We start from the raw sequence: 24188 nt of genomic DNA, 5'->3' as shown, positions 1-24188 counted from the left end.
CTCCTGAACTCATCCGCGATCTCGGCCGAACCTGCTGCACCTTCTTTGGCAAGGAACCCTTCACCCACCGGGTGCTTCGCCTGAGGAGGCAGTTATGTCGTTTTCTTCGTCCTGGTCCGCGATCCGCCCCGCCACCCGCCGTATCGTGATCGGCGGCGCGACCGCATTGACCGTTCTGCTACCGACCGCCGCGGCGGCCAACGCAGTGGTACCAGCGTCACCGTCCGGCCAGCACCGGACGTCCCCATCGACCCAGCAGAGGGCGTGCATCTTGGACGGATTCGCCATCGACCACCTGCCCGGCGGCATCGGCACGCCGAGCGACTTCGAGTACGAGTGGGAGGACGTCGTCTTCCACAGCCGGGTCTGGGAGACCGGCCCGGACCCCGAGGGTGCGACCAAGGTCGACCTGACCGTCAAGACCATCCGGGGCGAGAAGGTGATCGACCTCGAGGCCCTGCGCACCTTCCTGACCGAGTACCACGAGCAGGACCCGGCAACCTGGGAGCTGACCGCCGTCGATGTCGCCGGCTACGGCGGCTACCGCGCCGACGACCAGGTGTTCTTCTTCATCTCGCCCGGAATCGCCGCCGAGGTGTCGATCGACCGCACCCGGTTCAGCGAGGACGACCTGCTGACCACCGCGATGGGCTTCCACCCGGAGGACACTGCCTGACCTGGCACGGGGCCCACACCGAGCGTTGTCGGTGTGGGCCCCGGCGGTGGCGGTCCTGGGTCAGAGAATCGAGTTCGCGCTGACCGTGAAGCCGGTGTTGACGGCTGCGCCGGCGTTGGTGAAGCAGTTGACGTCCCGCACGATCAGATCCGGACCCGACGTGCTGTTGGTCCAGAACGTGTTCAGCCCGCAGAAGTTCGAGTTGGACCCGTACGCGGTCACCTGCACCGTGTTCTGCGTGAAGGCGATCTTCGGGAAGATCACCATCGACAGCCCGAGACCGGCCGGCGTGATCGTGTTCGCGCCGAGCCCGAGGACCGAGTTCATGTTGGTGCTCGGCGGTCCGGCGGGCGGCTGGTTGAGGAAGAAGCCGAAGTACTTCGGCGGGATGGCAGCCCCGTACAGGGAGGCCTTGTACTGGTAGGTGAGCGTGAATCGCGTGTTCAGCAAGGCGCCGGCCGCGTCGAAGCAGAGCACCCTCACGTCCTGACCTGCACCGCTGGAGCTCCAGGCGCGGACCTTGCAGCGGGCGCCTTGCTGCGGGTTGACGGCGGTGGCTTGCAGACTGCCGTCAAGAGTCCCGCCGGCGACCAGCCCGGGAAACTTCACCTGCCACTGACCGACACCGAGCGGCGTCGACGTGTTCGGGGCGCCGGCTGAGTTGTACTGGCTGACGAGTGCGCCGTTCGGTTGCGAATCGACGTACCCGAACAGACCGGGCGCCGGACCGCCGGACGCGCTGACGAAGAATGCGCTGAAGTTCGTCACATCGAGTGCGCCACCGACGCGATAGCAGCGAATGTTGACGATCTCGTCCGGCCCGGACTGGAACCAGTTCTCGGCCTGGCACCAATGCGGCGCGTTGTTGATGGCCGTGACGTGCACGACCCCACCGGGCGCACCTTGTCCGGGGAACTTGAGCTGGTACCGGCCGGCCGGGGCCAGCGGGATCACGCTGCTGGGCGCCGGCCAGGTGCCGGTCGGGACGATGGTGCCCGCGGTCTGGTTCCACAGCACCCAGGCCTTGCGGTCCGGGACGGCGGCGTTCGCGGGCTGGATGATCGTGAGGGCCGCCGCCAGCATCAACAGACATGCTAGGAGGCGGGCAAGCAAAGACGGTCGTGGCATCGGATTCCCCCCTTATAAAGAAACGATCCTTAGGAACGATTACTGGGGGAATGCAAGCATGCGCGCTCAGCGATTGGCAATAGCTCAGCGTAAGCCCTTGTATACAGAGCGTTTGATTGACCTGGCTGTCGTTGCGCGATGCAAACGATGGCTTGATCAGTGCCCGATCACCCGGTGCAAACGATGGAATGTCTGCACGAATCCGAGCCGCGGCCAGGCCCTCGACGAGAGCAGATTCGTCACCCGCCAATCCGTCACCACGGAGGTGTACCCGACTCCCGCAGCCCAGTTGATCACCGCCTCGCCGAGAGCCCTTCCGGCCCCCGCGCCACGTGCCTGTGGGAACACCGCCGCAAAGGCAAGAAGGCCGGCGTTGTCAGGCTGCGCCAGCCCGCTGTGCGCACTCGACTTCTCCACCGAGCACCCGATCGACGACCCGATCACCTTTCCGTTGCTCTCAGCAACAAAAGTGGCGTACTCCTGATCATCGATCGACTCTTCCCAGTCCGTGAGCGCCTCCTCGAGCGTCGGCAGCTCCCCGGAACTGAACGTCGGCGCCAACCTTTGATGCTGCGGCAAAACAAGATCCAACTCAGCCAGCATCTGAATATCCCCACGCCCTGCCCGCCGCACCGTCACCCCCGGCCGCGGCGGCAACGGCTCGGCCGGAATCGGCATCACCGCATGCGCGTGCTGACTCCCAAACCCCAACCGGAACCAGGCATCCAGCAACTCTGCATCATCAGGCACCAACGCGTACTGCGCCGTCTTTCCATCCGCTACCCACTTGGTTGCCGCGACAGCATAAAGATCCCGAACCTTCTCCGGCTCCCTCACCGCATGCCCCGCCCGCTCAACCCAGACGTTGTTGCCCCAGGTCAGCGAACTCTTAGGGGCCCCCAGCAAATACCCCGTAACCTCCCCGCCCTCCAGGAGCACAGCCCCCGAAGCCCCTTCGGTCTCCCAAGCGGCAGTCACCTCACCCAACGCCACCTGCGGATCCTCGTACTCAGCCGGCAACAACGGATGCCTACCCCGATGCCGCACCTGCCGCTCCGCCAGCAGCAGCGCAGCCGCCCACAGATCCCCACCTGTGAACTCCCGAATCACCCCATCACCCATCCCCAAAAGCTACGCCGCCCCCGCTCACCCGCGACACACCTTTTCCCTCCCCGCCCTCGATTTGGACTCTCAGCCCACATCCCCTAAACTAAAGACATCAAGGCGGCGCGGGGTGGAGCAGCTCGGTAGCTCGCTGGGCTCATAACCCAGAGGTCGCAGGTTCAAATCCTGCCCCCGCTACTTTGGAAGGCCCGGACCATTGGTCCGGGCCTTCGTCTTGTCCAAAGCAACCGTGGTACCCCCACGCCAGCTGCACGCTCTCTCCTCCGTCGCGCTTATGCGAGAGCCCCGGGGTCGGCGAGTGCCGTAGCTCACAACCCAACTCCAATGGCCCAGCCCCGCCCTCGCCGCCGGGCGACCGTCCGACGCTTGCACCAGGTTCACCCACGCATCGTTTACTCCCCGCCAGCGCGCCCACTACCCTCGGTTCGCGAGTAACTCCGTCGCCCGCATCCGCGCCGAGTACCTGGCTGCCGAGTGCCTCAAGTCACTAGCCAACTGGATGATGCGGCAACGAACGCATCCCCACGCTTGGCCACGCAGCCCAGACTCCTGCGTCGTCTGCAGCTGGCCTTTGTTTCGGCGATCGTTGGAGTGGTCGCGTGCCGTTGGACAGGTAGTAGTGGGTGGCGCCTAGTGCTCTTGAGCGTGAACAGCGGATCCGCGTACGCCGTATCGGCGTGCACTACCTGTCGAGCGGGACGCCGAACCATGGGCACAGTCGGGCGAGACCCCTCAAACGGTTTACCGCGGCGGCCGATCGGATTGGTTCGGCTGGCGTCGAAGGTGCTGACACCGGGGCAGTCGAGAAGTAGGGTCGCCGGATGGAGCCTGGCAGCGGAGGTGTTCCTGGTCAGCGTCGGCGGCTGGTGGTCGGCGTCAGCGCTCTCGTACTGACCCTTGTCCTGTTGGTTTCCACGATCCTGGAACCCGTTTGGTTCGGCTGGCTGGCAGTCCTGGCGGGCCTCTGCACCTCTGCCGCCTGCCTGATCGACTATCGCAAGAACCGGACTCGCTAGCTGCCGGGTCGCGACAGCACTTGATGCGGACGTCGTACGGCCGGCCGGTGATGAGAAACCCGCGAGGCGCCTAGTGGCTGTCAGAGTCGTTGGTCCCTAGAAGGCATGGCTTCTGGCGCCCGTGCGGCGCGCTCGCCTGTGTGACAGTGGGAGTCTGAGCACGCCAGGAGATGTCCGGACTTCGAACTCCCTTCCCTCGTGCCAGATCGAGGCCGCCACAGGTCGAGTCTGTTTACCCTCCAGCAGCGGCCCTTACGGCCACTGCTTCCCTGGAGGCACTCCATGAACCTGCGCACGCGCACCGGCCCGCTCCAGCTCACCACCTCGGAGCTGAAGGCCCGTCTCGGCGGGGTGATCGGTCACAGCGAGTGGCGTGCGATCGAACAGGCGGACGCGAACGCCTTCGGTGCGGCGACCCACGATGAGCAGTGGATCCACACCGACCCGATCCGGGCAGCGCAGGGGCCGTTCGGCCGAACCATCGCCCACGGGTACCTGACCCTGTCCCTGGCCACCGCGCTGGTCGACGAGGTGCTTGATGTCAGCGACGCCGTGATGGTCGTCAACTACGGCGTGGACCGGGTGCGTTTCCCAGCACCGCTGCCCTTGGGTGCACAGGTGCGCGCCGAGGTCGGCTTGAGTGCAATTCGCGACTTTCCCGGCGGGGTCCAGGCGACCCTCCATCTGGTTTACGAAGTAGCCGACCAAGAGAAGCCCTGCTGTGTCGCCGACGTCCTGCTCCGCTACTACGTCCGGCCCGAACTGGTGTCTTCATGACCGTCACAAAACCCAGGTCTGAGGCACCCGCCCCAGGAGACCCGACCGGCTTCGGCAAGGCGTTGGTCGCCACCCTTTCCCGGTCAGCGACCCGGCCGGCCGGGCTCGCCGCGGCCGCCCTCACCTTCGCCGGCAGCATGTCGAAGCTGGGGCCGGCCACCGCAGCCGTCCTCCTTGCCAATGGCGCGGGGAAGGATACCCGTGCAACCGACCGCCGGTTCGCCGATGCGGCCTGGAGTTCCAATCCGGCGTTCTTCGCTCTCCGCGGGGTCTATCAGGCCGCCTGCCAATGGGGAGAGGACGTCTTGGCAGTCGGGTCGGACGATCCCGTGGTCGAGGCCAAGGCCGCCCTGGCCGGACAGGTCCTGGCCGATGCGCTCGCCCCCACGAACTTCCTCCTGACGAATCCCGCAGCCTTGCGCCGAGCCGCGGAGACGGGCGGTTTGAGCCTCGTCAAGGGGGCTACCAACTTCGTCGGCGACCTGCTCACCAACGGCGGGAAACCCCGCCAGGTCGACTCGAGCTCCTTCGAAGTGGGCAGGAATCTCGCCGCCACCCCGGGCAAGGTGGTGTTCCGCAACGACCTGATGGAGCTCATCCAGTACGCACCCCAGACAGAGTCGGTCCGTGCGGTGCCGCTGCTGGCCATCCCTCCGTGGATCAACAAGTACTACGTGATGGACCTCGCGCCCGGGCGGAGCTTCCTGGAATGGGCGGTTCAGCACGAGCGGACCGTGTTCGTGATGAGCTATCGCAACGCCGACGCGTCCATGAACGGCGTGACTATGGACGACTACCTGTCCCGCGGGCCGTGCGCCGCCCTCGACGTGATCACCGAGATCACCGGTTCGTCGACGGTGGACCTCGCCGGACTCTGCATCGGCGGGGCGATGACGGCGATGACGGCGGCGTACCTGGCGCAGTCGGAGCCCGACCGGGTCGGCACGGTGACGTTGCTCAACACGCTGCTGGACTATCGGGACCCCGGCGCTCTCGGTGTCTTCACCGACGAGGCGTCGGTAGCCCGGCTCGAGGAGCAGATGGCGCGCTCGGGCTTCCTCGACGGCGAGAAGATGGCCGGCACCTTCGATGTGTTGCGACCGAACCAGCTGATCTTCAACTATGTGGTCTCGAACTGGCTGCTCGGGGAAACGCCGCCCGCGTTCGACATCCTCGTCTGGAACGCCGACACCACCCGGATCCCCGCCACTCTCCATTCGTCGTACCTGCGCTCCCTGTACGTCGACAACCTGCTGGCGTCCGGTCAGCTCGAACTCGGCGGGTGCCGCCTGAACCTGGGCGACGTCACGAACGACGCGTATGTCGTTGGCGCCGTCAACGACCACATCGTGCCGTGGACAGCCTCGTACGAAGCCACCCAGTTGCTTGGTGGGGATGTCCGGTACGTGCTCTCCAGCGGCGGTCATATCGCCGGCATCGTCAACCCACCCGGACCGAAGGCCTGGTTCGAGGCTGCCGCCGAGAACCCGGCCGATGCCGGGGACTGGCGAGCAGCAGCGAAGCAGCACCCGGGGACCTGGTGGACCGACTGGGACGCCTGGGCCGCTGAGCGGGCGGGACCGATGGTCGCCCCGCCGGATCGCTCGGTCGAGCACCCGCCCCTCTGCGACGCCCCTGGCGAGTACATCCGCTCGTAGCGCGACCAACCCCATCCAGATTGCACCGACTCACCGTTCCACCGGAGGTTCCCCATGCCCGCCCACTCGTTCACCGCTCTGACTCCCCTTTCCTTCCTGCAACGTGCTGCCGACGTGTTCGCCGACAAGACGGCGATTGCCTATGGCGAGCGCCGGCTCAGCTACAGCGAGTTCGGTGTGGAGGCCACCCGGCTGGCGGACGCGTTGCGATCAGCGGGGATCCAACCCGGCGATCGGGTGGCGTACATGGTTCCGAACATCCCCGAGATGCTGGTGGCCAACTTCGGTGTTCCGTTGGCGGGCGCAGTGCTCGTCGCGGTGAACACGCGCCTCTCGCCCGAGGAGGTCCGGTACGTCTGTGACCATTCCGGCGCGAAGATCCTCGTGGTCGACACGGAGTACCTGCCCGCACTGGGCCCGGTCATCGAGTCCTTCCGGACGGTGAGCAAGATCGTCGCGGTCAGCGACCTGCACGGCCCGGTGGCACACGAGGCTGTCGACCCGGCCTACGTGCTCTATGACGAGTTCCTCAAGGGTGGCACGGGTGAACCGCTGCCCTGGACGATCGAGGACGAGAACAGCTTGATCTCCATCAACTACAGCTCGGGGACGACAGGCCAGCCGAAGGGCGCGATGTACACCCATCGGGGCGCCTACCTCAACGCCCTCGGCGAGATCGTCCATCAGCGGTTCGACCCGGAGAGCGTGTACCTCTGGACGCTGCCGATGTTCCATTGCAACGGCTGGTGCACACCCTGGGCCGTGACCGGGATCGGCGCCACCCACGTCTGCCTGCGAGCAGTCCGGGCCAACGTGATCTGGCACCTCATCGACCAGGAGGGCGTGACCCACCTCGACGGCGCTCCCACCGTGCTGACGACGATCGCCGGCGCACCCGAGGCCCATGTACTGGACCGGGAGCTCGTGGCCACCGTCGCGGGAGCCGCGCCGAGTCCGACGGTGATCGCGAGGATGCGCGAACTCGGGGCGCGGATCGTTCACGTCTACGGGATGACCGAGCTCTACGGTCCGTACTCCCTGAATGAGTGGCAGGCCGGCTGGGCGGCACTATCGCCGGCCGACCAGGCCCGGCGCCAGGCCCGCCAGGGCGTGGCCATGATCCAGGCGGACCCCATCCGCGTCGTGGACGAGAACATGGTCGACGTTCCCCGCGACGGCCGGACCATGGGCGAGATCGTGATGCGCGGCAACAATGTGATGGCGGGCTACTTCGACGACACCGAAGCCACCGAGCTCGCGTTCCGTGGTGGGTGGCTGCACTCCGGCGACCTCGGCGTGCAGCACTCGGACGGCTATGTCGAGCTGAGGGACCGGGCGAAGGACATCGTCATCTCGGGCGGCGAGAACATCTCGACCGTCGGGATCGAGCACGCCCTCGAGGCGCACGAGTCGGTGCGCGAGGTGGCCGTGATCGGCATTCCGGACGAGAAGTGGGGCGAGCGGCCGAAGGCCTTCGTGGTCCGGCAGCCCGGATCCACCGTCGACGAGGCGGAGCTGATCGCTCACCTGCAGGCGCACATCGCCAGGTACAAGGTGCCGAAGGCGGTCGAGTTCGTCGAGCACCTTCCGCGCACCTCCACGGGCAAGATCCAGAAGTTCGAGCTCCGCGAAAAGGAATGGGTCGGCCACGTGAGCCGGATCCAGGGATGAGGAACACCATGCTGGCTGACCAGACCTACGACGAGACCACCTTGACCACCACCGACATCGGCAAGTCGCTGGGCACCGACTACTTCGGGTTGCGCGACGAACTGACCGGCGCCGAGCAGGAGTACCTGGATCGCACCAGAGAGTTCGTGGACACCGAGGTGCTCCCGGTCATCAACGGCTACTGGGAACGGGCCGAGTTTCCGTGGGCGCTGGTGAAGAAGATGGGGGCGCTCGGCATCGTCGGCGACGGGATCGTGGGCTATGGCTGCCCGCCGATGAGTTCGGTCGCGGCGGGGCTGATCAACATGGAGCTCAACCGCGGCGACGGCAGCCTCGGAACCTTCCAGGCCGTCCAGGCAGGGCTGGCCATGCGGTCGATCTGGATGCTCGGCTCCGAGGAGCAGAAGCAACGCTGGCTGCCGGAGATGGCGACCTTGGACAAACTGGGCGCCTTCGCGCTGACCGAGCCGGAGCACGGCTCGGATGCCGTCGCCCTGGAGACGGCGGCCACGCGGGACGGCGAGGGCTATCGGCTGAACGGCGAGAAGCGCTGGATCGGCAACGGCACCATCGCCGACGTCATCGTCGTCTGGGCCCGCGACACCCTCGATGGCAAGGTCAAAGGCTTCCTCGTCGAGAAGGACGCACCCGGGTACGTCGCCAGCCTGATCGAGGGCAAGGGCTCGGTCCGGGCCGTCTGGCAGGCCGACATCACCCTCACCGACGTCTTCGTCCCGGACGCGAACGTGCTCCCCGGAGCACTCAGCTTCAAGGACGCCGCGCGCGTGCTGGCCTCGACCCGGATCGCCGTCGCCTGGGGCGCCCTGGGACACGCGGTGGCGGCGTACGAGGCCGCGTTGAGCTACACCCGGCGCCGCCGCCAGTTCGGCAAGCCGCTGGTCAGCTTCCAGATGGTGCAGGACCAACTGGTCAAGATGCTCGCCGAGGTCACGGCCATGCAGCTGTACTGCCTGCGCGTGAGTCGCCTCGAGGAGCAGGGAAAGCTCACCGACACGATCGCCGCCCTGGCGAAGATGAACAACACGCTGAAGGCCCGGCAGGTGATCGCCGAGGCGCGGGACCTGCTCGGAGGAAACGGCATCCTGCTCGATTACCACGTCATCCGGCACATGACCGACATCGAGTCGATCTACACCTACGAGGGCACCGAGCACATCCAGACGCTGATCGTAGGGCGCGACATCACCGGTGTCAGCGCCATCTCCTGACGACGCGGCGTCCGACTGCGGCATCACCACGTACACCGACCCGGCCGACGCCGGGACCTGCACCACCACAGCAAGGAGAGTGCGATGACAACCACCCTGGACCCACCGGTCCCGCCACCGACGCATGTGCTGGCCGATGGCATCGTGGACGGACGTGGTGCCGAACGGTTGCTCCCGCCGGCCGACCCGGGCGTCCCGATCGCCGACCCCGCACCGCTCGGTCTGGCCGCGTTCGCCGGCGCCACCTTCGTGCTGAGCATCTTCAATTCCGGCCTCGGCTCAGCTGAGCTGACGGCGGTCGTCCTGCCGCTCGCCCTTCTCTACGGCGGAATCGTGCAGATCCTGGCCGGGATGTGGGAGTTCCGCAACGACAACACGTTCGGCGCGGTGGCCTTCACGTCGTACGGCGCGTTCTGGATCTCCTACTTCTACTACGCGAAATACGTCGCCGGCGGACTGCCGCCGGAGAGCGCGCATGTTGCCACCGGCATCTTCCTGCTGATGTGGACGATCTTCACGGCGTACATGACGCTGGCCGCGGCCAAGACCAACACTGTGCTCCTGGCCGTCTTCGGCACCGCGCTGGTCACCTTCGCCCTGCTTACCCTCGGAGAGTTCGCCGAGAGCACCTTCCTGCTGCATGCGGGTGGCTATGTCGGTCTGCTGGTCGCGGCTCTCGCCTGGTACGGATCCGCGGCAGGCGTTGTGAACCCCACGTGGGGTCGCACGCTCCTCCCGGTCTTCCCGTTCAGGCGTTCGGCTTAGAACGCGAGGATCGCCAGGCCGGCGGCTAGAATGGAGCCATGACCGACCAGCAGGTGCCGCATCTCATGCTCGGCCGGATCATCCGTGCACAGCGTGAGCTTGCGGCACTTCCGATGCGCGAGCTGGCCGCAGCCGTCGGCATTTCCAACCCGTACCTCTCCCAGATCGAACGCGGCCTGCGGGCGCCGTCGGAGGCGGTGCTGAACGCGATCGCCGACTCCCTGGAGACCTCGGTGCAGCGGCTCTACGCCGACGCCGGGTTCGTCGAACCCCTGTCCGAGGACGAGGACGACCCGGCCACCGGCCTCCCCGCGCAGATCGAGGCCGCCAACGAGCTCACCGCGACCCAGCGCCGGGCATTGCTCGAGGTCTACCGCGGATTCGTCGACGCCAACGCCGTCCGGCGGGCGCGCGCGACCCGCACCAAACCGTAGACAGCGGCCTACGACCGCGCGGCGAGCTCCGCGAACAGGGGCCGCCAGTGTTCGCGGAGCGCCTGGTGGCCCATGAAGAGGCCGAGGTGCCCACCGGTGGTCTGGCGCCGATGGATGTCAGCAGGCCCGGTACCGACGTAGTCGGCGAGCGCGAAGACCTGCGGAGGCGGCGTGATGTGATCGGTCGCGCCGGCCAGCAGGTAGACGGGGCAGGTGATGCGAGCCAGGTCGACGGTGTTCCCTGCGACCTGGAGTGTTCCCGCGACCAGCTCGTTGTTCTGGAACAGCTTCTCGACGATCCAGAGGTAGAACGCTCCCGGGATGGGCTGCGTGTGCTGGAACCAGTTCTCGAACGTCCGGTACCGGCTCACGTGACGAGGCTCGCCGATATGGAGGAGCAACTGCAGTTGGCGGTCCAGCTCGTTGGCCGGCTGCATCGCGACGAAGCCCGCCAGCAGGAACCTGCCAGGAAGGACGCCCCCGTTGGCCTCGACGACAGCCCGGTAGAAGGCCAGGTCGCCCAGCGGTGACAACACCTGCATCCAGTTGTGGATCAGCGGCTCCCCGGCGTGGAAGTCGACGGGTGCGCCGGCGATGGTCAGGGTCTCGATCGTCTCGGGATGCAGTGCGGCGTAGATGACCGCCAGCCAGCCGCCCTGGCAGTCACCGACAAGATGGACTCGGCCACCCACCAGCGCGACGGCCTCATCGACGACCGCGATGTAGTCCTCGATGGAGGCGTTCTTGGTCTCGGCGGTGGCCCCGATCCAGTCCAGTGACAGCACGCGGGTGAGCCCGGAGTCGAGAGCGGTCCTGATCTGGCTCTGGAGCGGGTCGTAGTCGACGATGCACGAGTCGTGGCCGGCCTGCGGAGGCAGCAGCAGCATGGGGACCGCGGTGTTGGCGCTGGACCTCGTGAAGTCGCGCAGCCGGGCGATCGGCCACTCGGCGAGGACGGTGTTCTCAGTGGCCCATCGTGGCGGCTCGCGGCGCGCGACGGTCTTCGCCCAGGAAACGAGGTCGAGACCTAGGCGGAGCGGAGTGGTGCGACCGGAGACGACGTCGGTGAAGTAGTCACTCGCGCCTCGTACGAGCGTCTCGAACTGGCCGAATGCCTGGTCGACTGTTGCGTCGACGATGCCGGGCGGGCAGGTGGTGGCTCTCATCGGGCTGTCCATCCTTGGTCGATCGAGACAGGGGTTCCGGTGAACGACCTGCCATGCGGGCCGAGCAGGAACGCCGCCAGCTCCGCGACCTCTTCGGGCTCGATCAGCCGTTTGACCGGCTGGGCGGTCAGGATCACGTCATCGAGCACCCGGTCCTCCGACAGACCGTGTGCCTTGGCCTGGGTGGCGATCTGCTGCTGCACAAGACGGGTGCGGACATAGCCGGGACAGATGGCGCAGGCCGAGATCCCGTGGTCGGCGCCTTCGAGGGCCAGCGTCTTCACGAGGCCGAGGGCACCGTGCTTGGCGGCGACGTAGCCGGCCTTGAACGGGGAGGCGACCAAGGCGTGCGCGGAGGCGATCACCAGGAAGCGGCCACCTTGTGGTGCCTCCAGAAGAGCGGGCCAGCCGTACTTCGCCAGCAGGAAGGGACTGGTCAGCATGAGCGCGAGAAGAGCGTCCCAACGGTCTTCCGGGAAGTCTGCGACAGGCGCCACGTGCTGGAAGCCGGCGTTGGCGACGATGATGTCGAGCCGGCCGAACGTCTCGACCGCGGCACGAACCGTGTCCCGGTTTCCCTCTCGCGTCGTGAGATCCGCGGCGTGGGAGACCCCGGGACCGGAGTACGTCGCCGCGGCGCTCGCCAGGTCGACGGCCAGAACATCCACGCCGTCCTTGTCGAGCCGGGCGGCGATGGCCGAACCGATGCCCCCGGCGGCGCCGGTGACGATGGCTGCACGGCGTTGCGATCTGGGCATGGCAGTTTCCTCACTGCTGAGCGTGCGGGGAATCGGTTCCGGCCGATGGCTCAACGTTGCCAGCAGCAACTACAGGCCGACGCTACTTTCGCCGGCAACCGAACGCTCGCCCTTTCGTCAGCAGGGCGAGCGTGTGGGCTCCTCCGGTTCGCGCTGTCAGTTCAGGAGGTCGCGCGCTGCCTTGCTGTAGGAGGCGCTCATGTCGGTGACGAACTTGGCGTGAGTGGTGGCCACTGCCGACACCCACTCGAGCTGGCTGGCCGAGGCGACCTTCGTCTCGAAGTCCACCAGGCTCTGCAGGCCCTTCTCGTAGGCGTCGAGGGCGACGATGCCCGCGCTCTTGGTGGACTCGATCAACCGCTCGTTGAGGTCGCGGATCCGCTGAGCCGCCTCCTCCATCGACGGAAGGTCGGTGCTGAAGTCCGGCGTGCTGCTCGTGCTCTCGGTGTTCGTGACCATGAGGGTCTCCTTGGTAGTCGTGGTGTCGTGTTTGCAACATTAGCACGACAATTGCTAAGCCTGCTAATCAGTACGCACTCAGCTCCAGGGGGCGTGGATGACTTTGTCGACGGCGATGGTGAGAACGACCCGGACCTGATCGCGGCCGCCATGCCAGGAGTAGGGGCCGTTGGAGTACTTCTGGGAGAGGGCTTCGATGCCTTCGACGCCGCCATCGGTCGTGGTGTTGATGACCCGGCCGCGGACGGAGTAGTAGCGCGCGGTGTCGTCAGGGTCGGAGACGGTGACAGCCACCCGGGGATCGCGGTGGATGTTGCGGAGTTTCTGGTGGCCGTCGACGGTGTTGATCACGATGTGCTCGCCGTCGGTGTCGACCCAGACCTGGGTCAGGTGCGGAGAGCCGTCGGGCTGGAGGGTGGCGATGAAGCAAGGGCTTGGCTGGTGGAGCAGCTTCAGAAGGCCCTGCGGTAGGTCGGTCATGAGAGCCATTCTGTAACTGATAGTCAGCTAAGAAGTCTGGTGACAGGACATTTCCAGGTTGGCTGGCTCGTTGTTCCTGGCAAGATGGAGCAAAGGAGTTGGTCATGAGCTTGCTTGGAGCGCTTGTCGGGTACGCGTTGTCGGCGTTCCTGTTGGTACTGATTGCCCGGATGTTGCTGGACTGGGGCGGCGTGGTCGGGCGCGGTCCGGCCTGGGCTGTGAAGGCGCGGACGTTGACGCACGCGTGGACGGAGCCGGTGCTCGAGCCGGTACGGCGGCGGGTGCGGCCGGTGCGCGCGGGTGGGATCGCGTTCGATCTGGCGTTCACGATCGTCTTCGTGGCGGCGCTGATCGTGCGGGCGGTCGCCTTCAGCCTCTAGACCCTGATCAGCTGAGTCAGGAGGCCGATGTGGTCGGAGACGTAGCCGATTGACGGCAGCTCCTCCTCGAAGACCACATCGGCCGACTCGGCCGTCAGCCCCGCGGTCAGGATGAAGTCGATGCACTGGGACTTCATCCCGGCCGGCAGATACGCCTGCTGGAACGTCGGCGGACACTCGCCCCCGAACGCGTCGACAAGCCTTGTGGTGTTGAGGAAATCCTGCACCAACGGCTTATGGCGAGGGATGTTGAAATCGCCGGTCACGACGCAGGGCAACGCGAGGCTGCCGACGAGCGCGGCGAGCTCTGTCAATTGCTGTTGATGGATCGGATGAAACCTGTTGGAGGCCGACCAGGTCCCGTCGGTGTTGGCGAGCAGGTGCACGTTCACGACCGACAGTCCGGCGACCCGAGTCACCAACGCGCCCTTCAGGAACCCCCGCAAGCGCAACGACAACTCCGTACTCCGAGGCGCCGGCAACCGCCGATAGCGGACCGACTCCACCGGCAGCCGTGAGAACGTCACCACACCACCGGCCGGCCCGGCGAGCGACGGACGATAGGCCGCTCGGAACGACGGCAGACCTGCTGCGAGTCGGCGCAGATGGTAGTAGGTCAAGACCTCTTGGAAGTTCACGACCTGCACCGGCGACGCCTCGAAGGCCCGCGCGATCTCGGCGTACCGGGCCGTCAGTCGCGACCCTCCGATCGGCGTTCCGCGGGTGTTGAGAGAGGCGACGACAAACTGTTCGTGGTGCCCGTCGGGGGTTGCTCGCATGCGCCGATCCTCATTCGGTTTCGTGATGGCCGTGACCCCTTGTGCGGGCGGTCGGTAGGGAGTTAGCTGAGCGCCCGCGCCGGGTACTAGTTCGCCCTGCCCATCCCCGCCCGGATCTCGACAGGAGAACCATCATGTTCGCCATCATTGCCGCAGTCATCTTCGGACTGGCACTCATCCTCGACTGGGCCAACGCGTCCGTCAGTGACGCCTTCACTCCGCAGACCCTATTGATGGCAGGTCTGCTCTGCATCGCCCTGCACCTGGCCGGCATCGGCGCCTCCGCCAAGTGGGGTCGCCGCCGCTGACCCAGCATTTCGTTGAGCGATGTCGTTGTCGATCTGCCCGCCGCCTGCTTCAGGGCGGCGGGCAGATCTTTTGCGGCTGCCGTATTCGTACAGTGCGGTCACACCTCGAGAGCGCGTTGTAGACGGCGCAATCCGTCGAGGTGATCGGCAGTCCACAGCATCCGTACTGCGGTCGCGGTCCACCGTCCGTCATCTGCGGTGAGGTCTGCGCGCACCGCGGTGACCAGCCGGTCGTCCGCGTCGTCGTCACGCTCGATCGGCGTCGGCACCTCGCCTGCGCCGGCCAATGCGATCGCTGTCTCCTGGTACCAGTCGACGAGCACGCCGGTGGAGTCGATGAGCTCCATCCGGGCAGCTGTGCGGTCGCCGGTGGGGCTGTCGCCGCGACTCCACAGCTCGAGGATGGCGTCGACAGTGATGCGCAGTACCGCGACGCCCGTCACCAGTGTCGTCACATTGGCCAGGGGGAGGTGCTTGCTGCCTCGCTCGGCCAGGTACGTCCGGAAGGCGTCGTCAAGTCGGCGTGCGGCCGCAGCAGCCTTCCTGGACGCTTCATCCGGTACTGCGGCTGGCGCGGTTCGTCCGTCGCATCGGGTCACCGCATAGGCGATTGCCTGGCGCAGGTAGTGAGCACTGTCGGAGTACCCCTCGGCTAGCGCCTGCTGGAGAGCTGCTGTTGCACCACGCGGCCAGAGGAGCAATCCAACGAGCAGACTCACCGCAGACCCGATCGCGACGTCCTCGATGCGGACTAGCCCGATCTCCCAGCCTGCTGGCGAGATGATGTCGAACAGGATCAGCAGTACGCCGGTGAAGGCGGCCTGGCCTGCTGCGAAGGAGAACGCGGCAGGTGCAAGTCCTGCGAGTAGTACTGCTACCGGCAGCAGGAACCAGGCGACGGTGGTGTTGGAGCCGATGGCCAGTACTACGGCGCCGCCGATGATGATGCCGGCCACTGTCCCGGCGAGTCCGCGGAGTGCGTTCTGGCCGGTGCTCAAGGCGTTCGAGCGCAGTACGGCGAGGGTGCCGAAGACGACCCAGAACGAGTGCTGTACGCCGGTGAGGTCTGCGATCAGGACGGCGAGGGCAAGGCCGACCGCTCCCCGGATGCTGTTGTGGAGCCAGACCGAGTGGAGCTCCAGATGCGCGCCCGCACGCTCTTTGACTGACGACAGGGGTGAGCCGGGGCCGGCGGGCCCGCGGCCGAGGAGGTGACCCCACCAGCTGCGGCCGCGGGCTGCTACTGCGAGCTCGATGTTCTCCGCGATGGCAGCGACGGCGAAGCTCATCTCCTGGGCTCTGAACGTTGGTTCGAGTGAGCTGACGAAGGTCTTGACCATGGTGTCGCCGTCAGTGTTTGTGTGCTCGGAGGTATGGGACGGCGGGAGCTCGGTGACGGCTTGTTCCAGGGCGAGCCGGGCCTGGTGGAGACGGTTGAGGGTTTCGTCGAATCCGGTGAGGTTGCCGTCGTCGTTGTCGAGCACGTTCGCGGCTCGGTCGAGGAGGTCGGCGGCTGCCTCGTAGACGGCGATCAGGTAGGGAGCGGCGGGGCCGGGTCTCGGCATCCGGGGGTGGGGTTCGAGGACGGAGTTGAGCCAGATGACTTCATCTACGACTCGTACCAGGGTGCGGGCGGAGGTTGAGAGGCCGGTGGGGCGGTACGGAGTACCGAAGAAGGCCTTGCGGAGTTCGGCTACTGCTGCGGAGGCCTCGCCAGCTTGGTAGATCAGCGCGGCGGTTAGTTCGGTGTCGGGTGGGTTGCGGAGGCAGTCGAGGCCGGCTTGGAGGCGTCTGGCGAGCAGGGTGCAGGCGTGGGCGGTTGGGCCGCGGAGGGCTTCCCGGGTGGGGGCGGGCCAGAGGAAGGTGATGGCGATGAGGGAGGCGGCGCCGGCGAGCAGCCAGCCGATGAGGCGGTCGGGCAGCGTGGTCATTCCGCCGGGCAGGCTGACCGGGAGGATGAAGCTGGCGAGGAGGGCCGTCGTCGCGCTGGCGAGAACGGAGCTGATCACGCCGACGAACAAGATGATGAAGGCAACGATCAGGGTCGCCGCGGCGGCGAACCATACGGAGCCTGAGGCAACGGTGCCGATCGAGATCAGGATCAGGCCGGCGGCGATCAGGCTTGCCTGGGCCTGCAGCCGTTCGAGTTTGGTACCGCTGAAGTCGACGAACAGTACGGTCGACATCGACCCGAACGACGCGAAGATCGCGATCACCGGATTGTCGAGCACCAGATAAGCGAAAGCGAACGCCAACGGCATCACCACCGCGGCCCGCCCCGCCCGCCGAGTCGCGGACAACCCCGCATCCTTGGCGCGGAGCCACTCAAGAACACTCCACCGACCGGGCACGGCTCCGAGCGTACGCCGGTACGCCTGCCCACAGCTAGCAAATGTCTCAGGTATGCAGGACCTCCAGGAAGGCGCGGGTGGCAGGCGACGGGGTGAGGCCGCTGATGGTGGCGGTGTAGATCTGGCGGGGTGGCATGTCGTCGGGGTGGATGCGGACCAGCTTGATGTCGGGGCGGACTGCCTCGGCGGCGAGGGACGGGACCAGGGTGATTCCGGTGCCTGCGGCAACGAAACCTTGTTTGGCCATCCAATCGCGGGCGACGAATCCGATGTGTGGCTGGAAGCCGGTTCGCAGGCAGGCGCTGATCAGGGTGTCCTCGGGGCGGGAGCTGCCTGCTATCCACTGCTCGTCCTGCAGATCGGTCAAGCGGACTTGGCGTCGGCGCGCCAAGCGGTGGGTCGGTGGCAGAGCGACGTACATGAAATCGTCCCGGAGCTTGCGGAGATCGAAGCCGTCGAGGTGCTGCACGGTCGGGTAGCTGACGACGGCGATGTCCGCTTCGCCGGCGCCGAGTAATTCGAGGAGGCCGGAGGTGAAGCCTTCGCGGAGAGTGATGCGCACGTCGGGGTACCGGCGTTGGAAGGTCGCGATGGCTTGCGGGACCAGCGCTGCGTCGGCGGTGGCGAAGGCGGCGACTCTGAGTCGGCCGGTGGCTAGTTCGCTGAGGTCGGTGAGTTCTTGGCGGGCCGCGTCGAGGCGGTCGAGGACCGCTTGGGCGTGGGGGAGCAGGCGGCGGCCGGGCTCCGTGAGTCGGACGCCTCGGGGGAGGCGGTCGAAGAGCGCAGTACCGGCTTCGTCTTCGAGAGTGGAGATCTGTCGGGAGACGGCGGACTGGGTGTAGCCGAGGAGTGGGGCGGCCGCGGTGAAGGAGCCGCGGGCGGCGACCGCGACGAAAACGCGGAGGAGCGGGGTGGAGAAGTCATGCGTCGGCGGCATGGGTTCCATGCTAGACATTCGCTACTCACATTGCTCGACGGTGGCTAGCGTTGGGGCATGGACAAGAACACGAAGATCGCCTTCCTCGGCCTCGGCTCGATGGGCGCCCCGATGGCCCGCCGCGTCCTGGCAGCCGGCTACCCGCTGACCGTCTGGAACCGCTCAACCACCCGCGCACTCGCCTTCGCCGGAGCAGCAGTCGGCTCCGGAACGGACACCGCGCGAGACGCCGGGGTTGTGGCAGCAGGGTGGGGCGATGGCGGTGCGACGGTGAAGGTTGTGGACTCGCCGGCTGACGCGGTGCGGGATGCCGATGTGGTGATCACGATGCTGGCCGATCCGGCGGCGGTTCGCGAGGTTGTGGGAGCCTTCGCGAGCTCGCTGAGGCCCGGTGCCGTGCTGATCGACGCGTCCACGGTCGGCCCGGAGGTCGTCGGTGAACTGGCCAAGCTGCTGCCGGCCGACATCACGCTGATCGACGCCCCGGTCATGGGCAGCGTGGACCGCGCGGCCAGCGGCGAACTCCTCCTGATGGTCGGCGGCGACGCAGACCCGGTACTTCCGTTGCTCGAACTCTTCGGCACGGTCAACCGCACCGGAGCCGTCGGCAGTGGCGCCGCCCTGAAGCTCGTCCTCATCAACGCCGTCATCAACGGCGTAGCAGTAGTCGCCGAAGCGATGGCCCTGGCCGACTCCCTCGGCCTCCCCGAGGCTCAGGTCAAAGCCGCCCTCGCAACCTCTCCCTTGGCCGGCCTGGCAGGACGCGCCTTCGCCGAAGGCGTCTACTTCCCCGTCCGCCTCGCAGCCAAAGACGTAGCCCTAGCCACCGCAGCCGCCGACCTCCCCGTGGCCCAGGCAGTACACGACCGCCTAACCGCCCACCCCGAAGCATCCAACGAAGACCTAGGCCAAATCGTCAAGCACTTCAGACAGCCTTGACCTCAAGTCAGCTTCAACTAGGACGATCTCCGGCATGGACATCTCCGGTCAGATCCCCAGCCAAGCCGACGTGGACGCGATCATCGCCTTGGTGGCAACCGTCGAGGAAGCGCAGAGCAAGGAGGACGCGGATACCTTCCTTGCTCTGTTCCGTGAGGACGCGTTGTGGGTGACCGGCCACGGCAAACGCCTCTACGGACTCGACACCATCGCCGAGTTCACCCGCCGCGTACTACCCGGCGCGACAACGGACTCCTACGCGACGTACACGCCCGACCATCTGCTCTTCGTCCGCCCCGACATCGCAGTAGTCAACGTCAACCAGCGGTACGCCCAACGCCCTGGCTCCACCGCCGAGCTACCAGTGGAGACCGGCAGCCCCGTCTACTTCCTCGCCAAGGACGACGGCGAGTGGCGGATCGCGGCCGCGCAGAACACTGTCGTAGTACCGGAGTCTTGATCGCGCTAGGTAACAACACGGGGACAACTCGCCGGTAATGGCCGTTCGGCCGTCGCGGAGGGTGATGAACGACTGGTAGGCATGGGGTCGCTCGGCCGTCAGGCCTGAGCGACAACGATCCCGTCCCGGGGGGAACCGAGGACGGGTTGGGGGAGTAATGACCAGACTTCAGCCTGCCCTGAAAGCCTTCGCAGGCCTCATCGCGGCCACCGCCCTAGCCACCGCTTGCGGCGCCACCACCACCAAGAACCAAGCAGCATCCGAAACCACAGTCACCACCACCGTCACCACCTCGCCGACAGCCACAGCCACGACCACAGTCGCCAAGCCGGTCCCGCTGGCCTCGATCCCAGCCAAGAAGCCGACCACCGCGGCCACCGTCGTACCAACGGTCAAACCACCGAAGAAGATCTCCGTCCCCAAACCGACCAAGAAGCCGACCACCCACCGAACCACCAAACCAAAGCCCAAACCCAGGCCAACGGCCACCAAGACCACCGAGAGCGCGTACTACGCCAACTGCTCAGCAGTCCGCGCCGCGGGCAAGGCTCCCATCCATCGCGGCGACCCCGGCTACTCGAGCAAGCTCGACCGAGATGGCGACGGCGTCGGCTGCGAGAACTGATGCCCAGAAGAGTCCTGGCCCAGGGACCCGACGGCAGCTTCGACCTGGTGGAAGTCCCCGCGGAGAGCGAGAAGGCGCTGCAGGAGATCGTGAAACTCAACCCGCAGCTGATTCCTTCCGATGACCTCGGCCTCGACGGCGACCTGCTCGTCGTCGGCCGGGAGACCAGCCTCGCCTCCGGTGCGATCGACTTGCTGTGTCTGGCCCGCTCAGGTGATCTGGTCCTGATCGAATTCAAGACCGGACCTCAGAACCCAGACTTTCGCGCCGCCCTCGCTCAGTTGATCGACTACGGGTCGGATCTTTGGGGGATGACGCTGACCGACTTCGACAACGGCGTCGTCCAGCGCTACCTGAGTGGAGGGCACGTCTCTGAGGCTTTCAAGGGCCTGGGCAGCCTGGCGGAGGCAGTCAGTAAGACGAACTGGGAGCTCGGCGAGGAGGAGCTCGGCACGCTGAACGCCCGTCTGACCGACGTACTGGCGAACGGGGACTTCAGATTCGTGGTGGCAGCCCAGCGATTCACCCCCGCGATGATCAAGAGTCTCCAGTACCTGAACGCCACCGCCCGGTACGGCCAGTACTCGCTGGTGCAGGTGATCCGAATGGAGGGGAGTCAGCTCTCCGCGTACTCCGCTCAGGTGGTCTCCGGTACTGCGCGTTCCGGCCAGACCGCGTCATCCGTCGGTACCGGGCGGACCAACGAGGCCAACTTCCTCGCAGGCATCGCCGACGACGAATACCGCGACGCGATGAAGGAGGTCCTCGCCGGGGCGAGCGCGCTCGGCTTGGTCACGTACTGGGGTGCCAAGGGCGCATCGCTTCGGGTCCGGACACCGGATCGGGCCGAGCCGGTGTCCATTGCGTGGGCGTTCCTCGAAGGCGACCAGTGGTTCTCCGCCCGGCATCTCAGCCTGGGCGTCGATCGCGAAACGCTGGCACAGGTGCACAGTGTTCAGCCTGCAATTGAGGCCTTCGTCCAAGAGGTGTCGCAGATTCCGGGTGCGAAGCCGGTGCCGTCCAAGCTCGATGCCTACATGTTCGAGCCGGCGATCGTTCCTCGCGCCAAGGCTTCGATCATCGCGGCGCTCGAGCACGTGGTGGCGGCCGTTCGTGCCCTCGGAGACGAGCCTCCTAGTCGCGGTTGACGGCTAGTTCGCCTAGTTCGGACCAGTCGGATTGGTCGAGTTTGAAGTTGATGATGCGAGGGGTCTCGACCAGGTGGGGTGGGAGGGTGGATTGGGCCGACTTGAAGTGGGCTGAGTTGACGTGGGCGCCGGCGGCTTCGTCGTCGGCGAAAGCCTCGATGAGGACGTATTCGGTCGGGTCGTCGAGGCTTCGGGACCAGTCGAACCAGAGGTTGCCGGGTTCGGAGCGGGTGGCTTCGGTGAAGGCGGCGGTGATGGTCGGCCAGTTGTCGGCGTGTTCGGGGAGGACCTTGAACTTTGCGGTGATGAAGATCATTTGCCGATCGTATCGGCGGGTGGCGTGGCTTGAGGTGTCAAAACGAGACAGCCCGCCCCGAGGTCGCCGGGGCGGGCGTCGGCTTACCAGCCGAGGGGAGTCAGCTCGGCGGCTGAGGTCCAGGGGCCTCGGTTGCCGGCCTCGGTGAGGGCGCGGAGGCGGAGGTACCGGGCGGTGGTGGGGAGCCACGACACCCTCTTGACCAGCGCGTTGTCGGCGAAGGTTGCTGTTCGGATCGGGCTGCCCCAGGCGGAGGGGTCGTTGCTGAGGTAGACCTCGTAGGCGCCGATCCGGCCGTTGGCGCTGCCGTCCTGGCGGGGCAGGTAGGACAGGCCGGTGACGGTGCGGGCGGAGCCTAGGTCGAGCTGGATTTCGTGGGGGAGCGGGTCTGCAGTACCGGACCAGCGGGTGTGCCAGTACGTCGTGGGCTTGCCGTCGATCGCGTTCGTCGCGGGGCTGGCCGTCTCCTGGCTGTCGACCGACCGGACTGTGCAGGGCAGCGGGCTGGAACCCATCACAGGGTCTGTACTAGAGAGTCGGCCGGTCTCCTGGTGGCCGGCGAAGCGGCGGGTGAAACCGTCGGTGGTGTCGGCGGTGACGGTGAGGTCGTACCAGCCGTTTATGCCGTTCGCAGTGGAGAACCAGTCCTCCGCCGATGCACCCGGCGCGACGGTGTAGGTCCACGGTCCGCTGGTGCGGTTGTTGACCGTGATGGTGAAGGTGCACGCCTTGCTGCCGGAGTTGCGCATGGTGACGTAGACGCGATCCTCGGCGGGGGCGTACCGAAGTACCGCCTCGGGGTTGGCAGCACCCGCCACAATGATCCGGTTGCCGACGAAGCTTCGGAGGAAGCCGTTGGGTCCGCGCAACGTCAGGTTGTAGGCGCCGTTCGGCGTACCGGTCTTCCAGTAGTCCGAGAGCGTGGTACCGGCTTTGACCGTGTAACGCCATGGCCCGTCGGTGCGGACTACCGAAGCCGTGACGTAGAAATGCGCACCGGCCTGCCCGTCGTTGGTCATGTCGATCCAGAACGCATCCGCAGCCACCCGGCCCGAAGCAGTGAGGGCGTACGGCAGTGGGCGAGCTGGTTTGGTGCCGCCTTCTTGAACCGGTACGACCTGAGTCGCCGGTGGTTGTGGATTGGTGCCATGCGATCCGCTGGTCGGCACAGGTACCGGCAAGGTCGGGTACGTGACGTTGGCGGTGGTCAGATCGAGGGCTGATGTCAGGTCGCCGCAGACCGCTCGACGCCAGGGCGAGATGTTGGGTTCCGCGACGCCGCTCCAGCGTTCCATGAACTGCAGTACCGAGGTGTGGTCGAACACCTGCGAGCAGACATTGCCGCCGCGACTCCATGGCGACACCACCAGGAGAGGGACGCGCGCACCCAGACCGATCGGCAACCCGAGGTACGCCTCGTCGCCGAGATCGGCGTTGCTCAGCCCATCGTCGGTGGACAGCGGCGGCGCCGGCGCGGGCAGGTGGTCGAAGAACCCGTCGTTCTCGTCGTAGTTGATCAGTACGAGCGTCTTGTTCCACACGTCCGGCTTGGCGGCGACCGCGTCGAGGACCCGCTTGACCAGGTTGGCGCCGGTGTTCGGTCCCCAGTCGGGGTGCTCGCTCTCACTCTCCGGCGCGACCAGCCAGGAGACCGCCGGGAGTCGGTCGGCATCGACGTCGGCCTTGAACGCTGCCGCCAGTTGGCCCGGCCGTTCCCGTCGAAGCGCACCGTCGTAGCTCGTGCGCTCGGCCGCAGTCAGGGTCGCCACGCCCTTCGCCAGATTGGCAAGCATCGTCTGCTGCTGCGAGGAGTTGGCGGCTTCCAGCGCGTAGTAGAAGGCGTAGAGCTTCTGGTACCCGGTGAAGGCGAGTGCCTTCTTCGCGACGGCCATGTATGACGTGAAGTACTCCAGCGAGTTGTCGCCGTAGTTGTCCCACTCCTGGTAGACCCGGTAGCTCTTCCCGGCTGCCTGCAAGCGTTCGGCGTACGTCGTCCAGGTGTAGCCGGTATGACTCGCGTTGTCCCACGAATCGTTGCCGATGGCACGGTTGCTGGTCCCGGGCTCGAACCCGATCTTGCCGGTGAACATGTACATCCGGTTGGGATTCGTCGGACCCATCTCGGAGCAGTGGTAGTCGTCGCAGATCGTGAACGCATCGGCGAGCGCGTAGTAGAACGGCAACGCGCTCCGCCGCAGATGCGTCATCGTCCGCACGCCCTTGTTGGGCACCCACTGGTCGTTGCGGCCGCGGTTCCACGCGTTGTGGCCGTCCTGCCAGCCGTGCGAAGTACCGGCCATGAACTGGTCGTCGACCGGGTACGGCAAGACGTACCCACTTCCGTTCGCCTGGCGGAACACCGATTCGAGGGCGGTCGGATCGTTGAAGCCGCGGACGCCGCGGAGGCTACCGAAGTAGTGGTCGAACGAACGGTTCTCCTGCATGAACACGACGACGTGTTCGATCAGCTCGAGCCCACCGGTCGGAGCCGGCAGCGCCAGCGCCCGTTGAAGGTTGATCGGCAACATGCTGAACCCTGCGACTGCGGCTGCTCCTTTGAGCAGGTCTCTGCGCTTCATCGCGGTCCTCCTGGACAGGGGTGA

At 66.5% G+C, this 24188-nt stretch carries 25 protein-coding genes and 1 tRNA gene; 15 read left to right on the top strand and 11 right to left on the bottom strand.

The window, feature by feature from the left end; translation table 11 throughout:
* The first annotated feature begins 94 nt into the window (after positions 1 to 94).
* Positions 95 to 676 carry a hypothetical protein gene (locus OHA70_RS01520; protein WP_328327660.1) on the top strand — a complete coding sequence of 194 codons (582 nt, stop codon included), beginning with the start codon at positions 95 to 97 and terminating at the stop codon, positions 674 to 676.
* A gap of 60 nt (positions 677 to 736) precedes the next feature.
* Here the strand turns inward: OHA70_RS01520 and OHA70_RS01515 are convergent, their stop codons facing one another.
* Entirely contained in the window at positions 737 to 1759 is a 1023-nt protein-coding gene (locus tag OHA70_RS01515) for a hypothetical protein (RefSeq protein WP_328327658.1), read from the bottom strand.
* Positions 1760 to 1960: 201 nt separating this feature from the next.
* On the bottom strand, positions 1961 to 2926 hold the full coding sequence (locus OHA70_RS01510; protein WP_328327656.1) for a GNAT family N-acetyltransferase: 966 nt from the start codon (positions 2924 to 2926) through the stop codon (positions 1961 to 1963).
* Between the two features lie 106 nt (positions 2927 to 3032).
* Between OHA70_RS01510 and OHA70_RS01505 the strand changes: the two genes are divergently transcribed.
* The 8 genes from OHA70_RS01505 to OHA70_RS01470 all read left to right on the top strand — a co-directional run bounded on the left by OHA70_RS01505 (position 3033) and on the right by OHA70_RS01470 (position 10479).
* A tRNA-Met gene (locus tag OHA70_RS01505) sits at positions 3033 to 3106 on the top strand.
* Positions 3107 to 3750: 644 nt separating this feature from the next.
* Positions 3751 to 3945, top strand: a complete 195-nt coding sequence (locus OHA70_RS01500) for a hypothetical protein (protein ID WP_328327654.1) — start codon at positions 3751 to 3753, stop codon at positions 3943 to 3945.
* Between the two features lie 282 nt (positions 3946 to 4227).
* Positions 4228 to 4722: a MaoC family dehydratase gene (locus OHA70_RS01495; RefSeq protein WP_328327653.1), complete on the top strand. Its 495-nt coding sequence runs from the start codon at positions 4228 to 4230 to the stop codon at positions 4720 to 4722.
* Positions 4719 to 6380 carry a PHA/PHB synthase family protein gene (locus OHA70_RS01490; protein ID WP_328327652.1) on the top strand — a complete coding sequence of 554 codons (1662 nt, stop codon included), beginning with the start codon at positions 4719 to 4721 and terminating at the stop codon, positions 6378 to 6380. The genes OHA70_RS01495 and OHA70_RS01490 overlap by 4 nt, the downstream gene beginning before the upstream one ends.
* Positions 6381 to 6434: 54 nt before the next feature.
* Complete coding sequence (locus tag OHA70_RS01485) at positions 6435 to 8051, top strand: long-chain-fatty-acid--CoA ligase (protein WP_328327651.1); 1617 nt, start codon at positions 6435 to 6437, stop codon at positions 8049 to 8051.
* Positions 8048 to 9280: an acyl-CoA dehydrogenase family protein gene (locus OHA70_RS01480; RefSeq protein WP_328327649.1), complete on the top strand. Its 1233-nt coding sequence runs from the start codon at positions 8048 to 8050 to the stop codon at positions 9278 to 9280. The genes OHA70_RS01485 and OHA70_RS01480 overlap by 4 nt, the downstream gene beginning before the upstream one ends.
* An 84-nt stretch (positions 9281 to 9364) precedes the next feature.
* The gene (locus OHA70_RS01475; RefSeq protein ID WP_328327647.1) at positions 9365 to 10045 is read left to right on the top strand and encodes an acetate uptake transporter; all 681 of its coding nucleotides are present in this window, start codon (positions 9365 to 9367) and stop codon (positions 10043 to 10045) included.
* 38 nt (positions 10046 to 10083) lie between these two features.
* Entirely contained in the window at positions 10084 to 10479 is a 396-nt protein-coding gene (locus OHA70_RS01470) for a helix-turn-helix domain-containing protein (RefSeq protein ID WP_328327645.1), read from the top strand.
* Between the two features lie 8 nt (positions 10480 to 10487).
* Here the strand turns inward: OHA70_RS01470 and OHA70_RS01465 are convergent, their stop codons facing one another.
* From OHA70_RS01465 to OHA70_RS01450, 4 genes are all read right to left on the bottom strand, one after another.
* Positions 10488 to 11645, bottom strand: a complete 1158-nt coding sequence (locus OHA70_RS01465; RefSeq protein ID WP_328327644.1) for an alpha/beta fold hydrolase — start codon at positions 11643 to 11645, stop codon at positions 10488 to 10490.
* Positions 11642 to 12403 (bottom strand): 3-hydroxybutyrate dehydrogenase, encoded by a 762-nt coding sequence (locus OHA70_RS01460; RefSeq protein WP_328327643.1) that lies wholly within the window; start codon positions 12401 to 12403, stop codon positions 11642 to 11644. Before OHA70_RS01460 ends, OHA70_RS01465 begins: the two co-directional genes overlap by 4 nt.
* A gap of 156 nt (positions 12404 to 12559) precedes the next feature.
* Positions 12560 to 12862, bottom strand: a complete 303-nt coding sequence (locus tag OHA70_RS01455) for a hypothetical protein (protein ID WP_328327641.1) — start codon at positions 12860 to 12862, stop codon at positions 12560 to 12562.
* Positions 12863 to 12940: 78 nt separating this feature from the next.
* Entirely contained in the window at positions 12941 to 13342 is a 402-nt protein-coding gene (locus OHA70_RS01450; protein WP_328327639.1) for a PPOX class F420-dependent oxidoreductase, read from the bottom strand.
* Positions 13343 to 13446: 104 nt separating this feature from the next.
* Between OHA70_RS01450 and OHA70_RS01445 the strand changes: the two genes are divergently transcribed.
* Entirely contained in the window at positions 13447 to 13722 is a 276-nt protein-coding gene (locus OHA70_RS01445) for a YggT family protein (RefSeq protein WP_328327637.1), read from the top strand.
* Here the strand turns inward: OHA70_RS01445 and OHA70_RS01440 are convergent.
* Positions 13719 to 14501, bottom strand: coding sequence for an endonuclease/exonuclease/phosphatase family protein (locus tag OHA70_RS01440; RefSeq protein ID WP_328327635.1), 783 nt, complete (start codon positions 14499 to 14501; stop codon positions 13719 to 13721). The two genes, OHA70_RS01445 and OHA70_RS01440, sit on opposite strands and share 4 nt — an antisense overlap.
* A 134-nt stretch (positions 14502 to 14635) precedes the next feature.
* Between OHA70_RS01440 and OHA70_RS01435 the strand changes: the two genes are divergently transcribed.
* Positions 14636 to 14809, top strand: coding sequence for a hypothetical protein (locus OHA70_RS01435; protein ID WP_328327633.1), 174 nt, complete (start codon positions 14636 to 14638; stop codon positions 14807 to 14809).
* A 98-nt stretch (positions 14810 to 14907) separates the two neighbouring features.
* Here the strand turns inward: OHA70_RS01435 and OHA70_RS01430 are convergent, their stop codons facing one another.
* Both OHA70_RS01430 and OHA70_RS01425 read right to left on the bottom strand, forming a co-directional pair.
* Positions 14908 to 17160: an FUSC family protein gene (locus OHA70_RS01430; RefSeq protein WP_328327631.1), complete on the bottom strand. Its 2253-nt coding sequence runs from the start codon at positions 17158 to 17160 to the stop codon at positions 14908 to 14910.
* Between the two features lie 46 nt (positions 17161 to 17206).
* The gene (locus OHA70_RS01425) at positions 17207 to 18097 is read right to left on the bottom strand and encodes a LysR family transcriptional regulator (protein WP_328327629.1); all 891 of its coding nucleotides are present in this window, start codon (positions 18095 to 18097) and stop codon (positions 17207 to 17209) included.
* 57 nt (positions 18098 to 18154) lie between these two features.
* Here OHA70_RS01425 and OHA70_RS01420 point away from each other — a divergent pair, with 57 nt between their 5' ends.
* From OHA70_RS01420 to OHA70_RS01405, 4 genes are all read left to right on the top strand, one after another.
* Positions 18155 to 19036, top strand: a complete 882-nt coding sequence (locus OHA70_RS01420; RefSeq protein WP_328327627.1) for an NAD(P)-dependent oxidoreductase — start codon at positions 18155 to 18157, stop codon at positions 19034 to 19036.
* Positions 19037 to 19070: 34 nt separating this feature from the next.
* Complete coding sequence (locus OHA70_RS01415; protein WP_328327625.1) at positions 19071 to 19496, top strand: SgcJ/EcaC family oxidoreductase; 426 nt, start codon at positions 19071 to 19073, stop codon at positions 19494 to 19496.
* Between the two features lie 157 nt (positions 19497 to 19653).
* The gene (locus OHA70_RS01410) at positions 19654 to 20121 is read left to right on the top strand and encodes an excalibur calcium-binding domain-containing protein (RefSeq protein WP_328327623.1); all 468 of its coding nucleotides are present in this window, start codon (positions 19654 to 19656) and stop codon (positions 20119 to 20121) included.
* On the top strand, positions 20121 to 21269 hold the full coding sequence (locus OHA70_RS01405; RefSeq protein ID WP_328327621.1) for a hypothetical protein: 1149 nt from the start codon (positions 20121 to 20123) through the stop codon (positions 21267 to 21269). The genes OHA70_RS01410 and OHA70_RS01405 overlap by 1 nt, the downstream gene beginning before the upstream one ends.
* Here the strand turns inward: OHA70_RS01405 and OHA70_RS01400 are convergent.
* Together OHA70_RS01400 and OHA70_RS01395 are read right to left on the bottom strand one after the other, a co-directional pair.
* Positions 21256 to 21585 (bottom strand): putative quinol monooxygenase, encoded by a 330-nt coding sequence (locus OHA70_RS01400; protein WP_328327619.1) that lies wholly within the window; start codon positions 21583 to 21585, stop codon positions 21256 to 21258. The genes OHA70_RS01405 and OHA70_RS01400 overlap by 14 nt on opposite strands.
* 83 nt (positions 21586 to 21668) lie before the next feature.
* The gene (locus tag OHA70_RS01395) at positions 21669 to 24164 is read right to left on the bottom strand and encodes a phosphocholine-specific phospholipase C (protein ID WP_328327617.1); all 2496 of its coding nucleotides are present in this window, start codon (positions 24162 to 24164) and stop codon (positions 21669 to 21671) included.
* Positions 24165 to 24188: the final 24 nt, after the last annotated feature.

The sequence above is a fragment of the Kribbella sp. NBC_00382 genome (assembly GCF_036067295.1).
Lineage (GTDB): Bacteria > Actinomycetota > Actinomycetes > Propionibacteriales > Kribbellaceae > Kribbella.
This window is presented reverse-complemented; position numbering and strand designations above follow the sequence as displayed.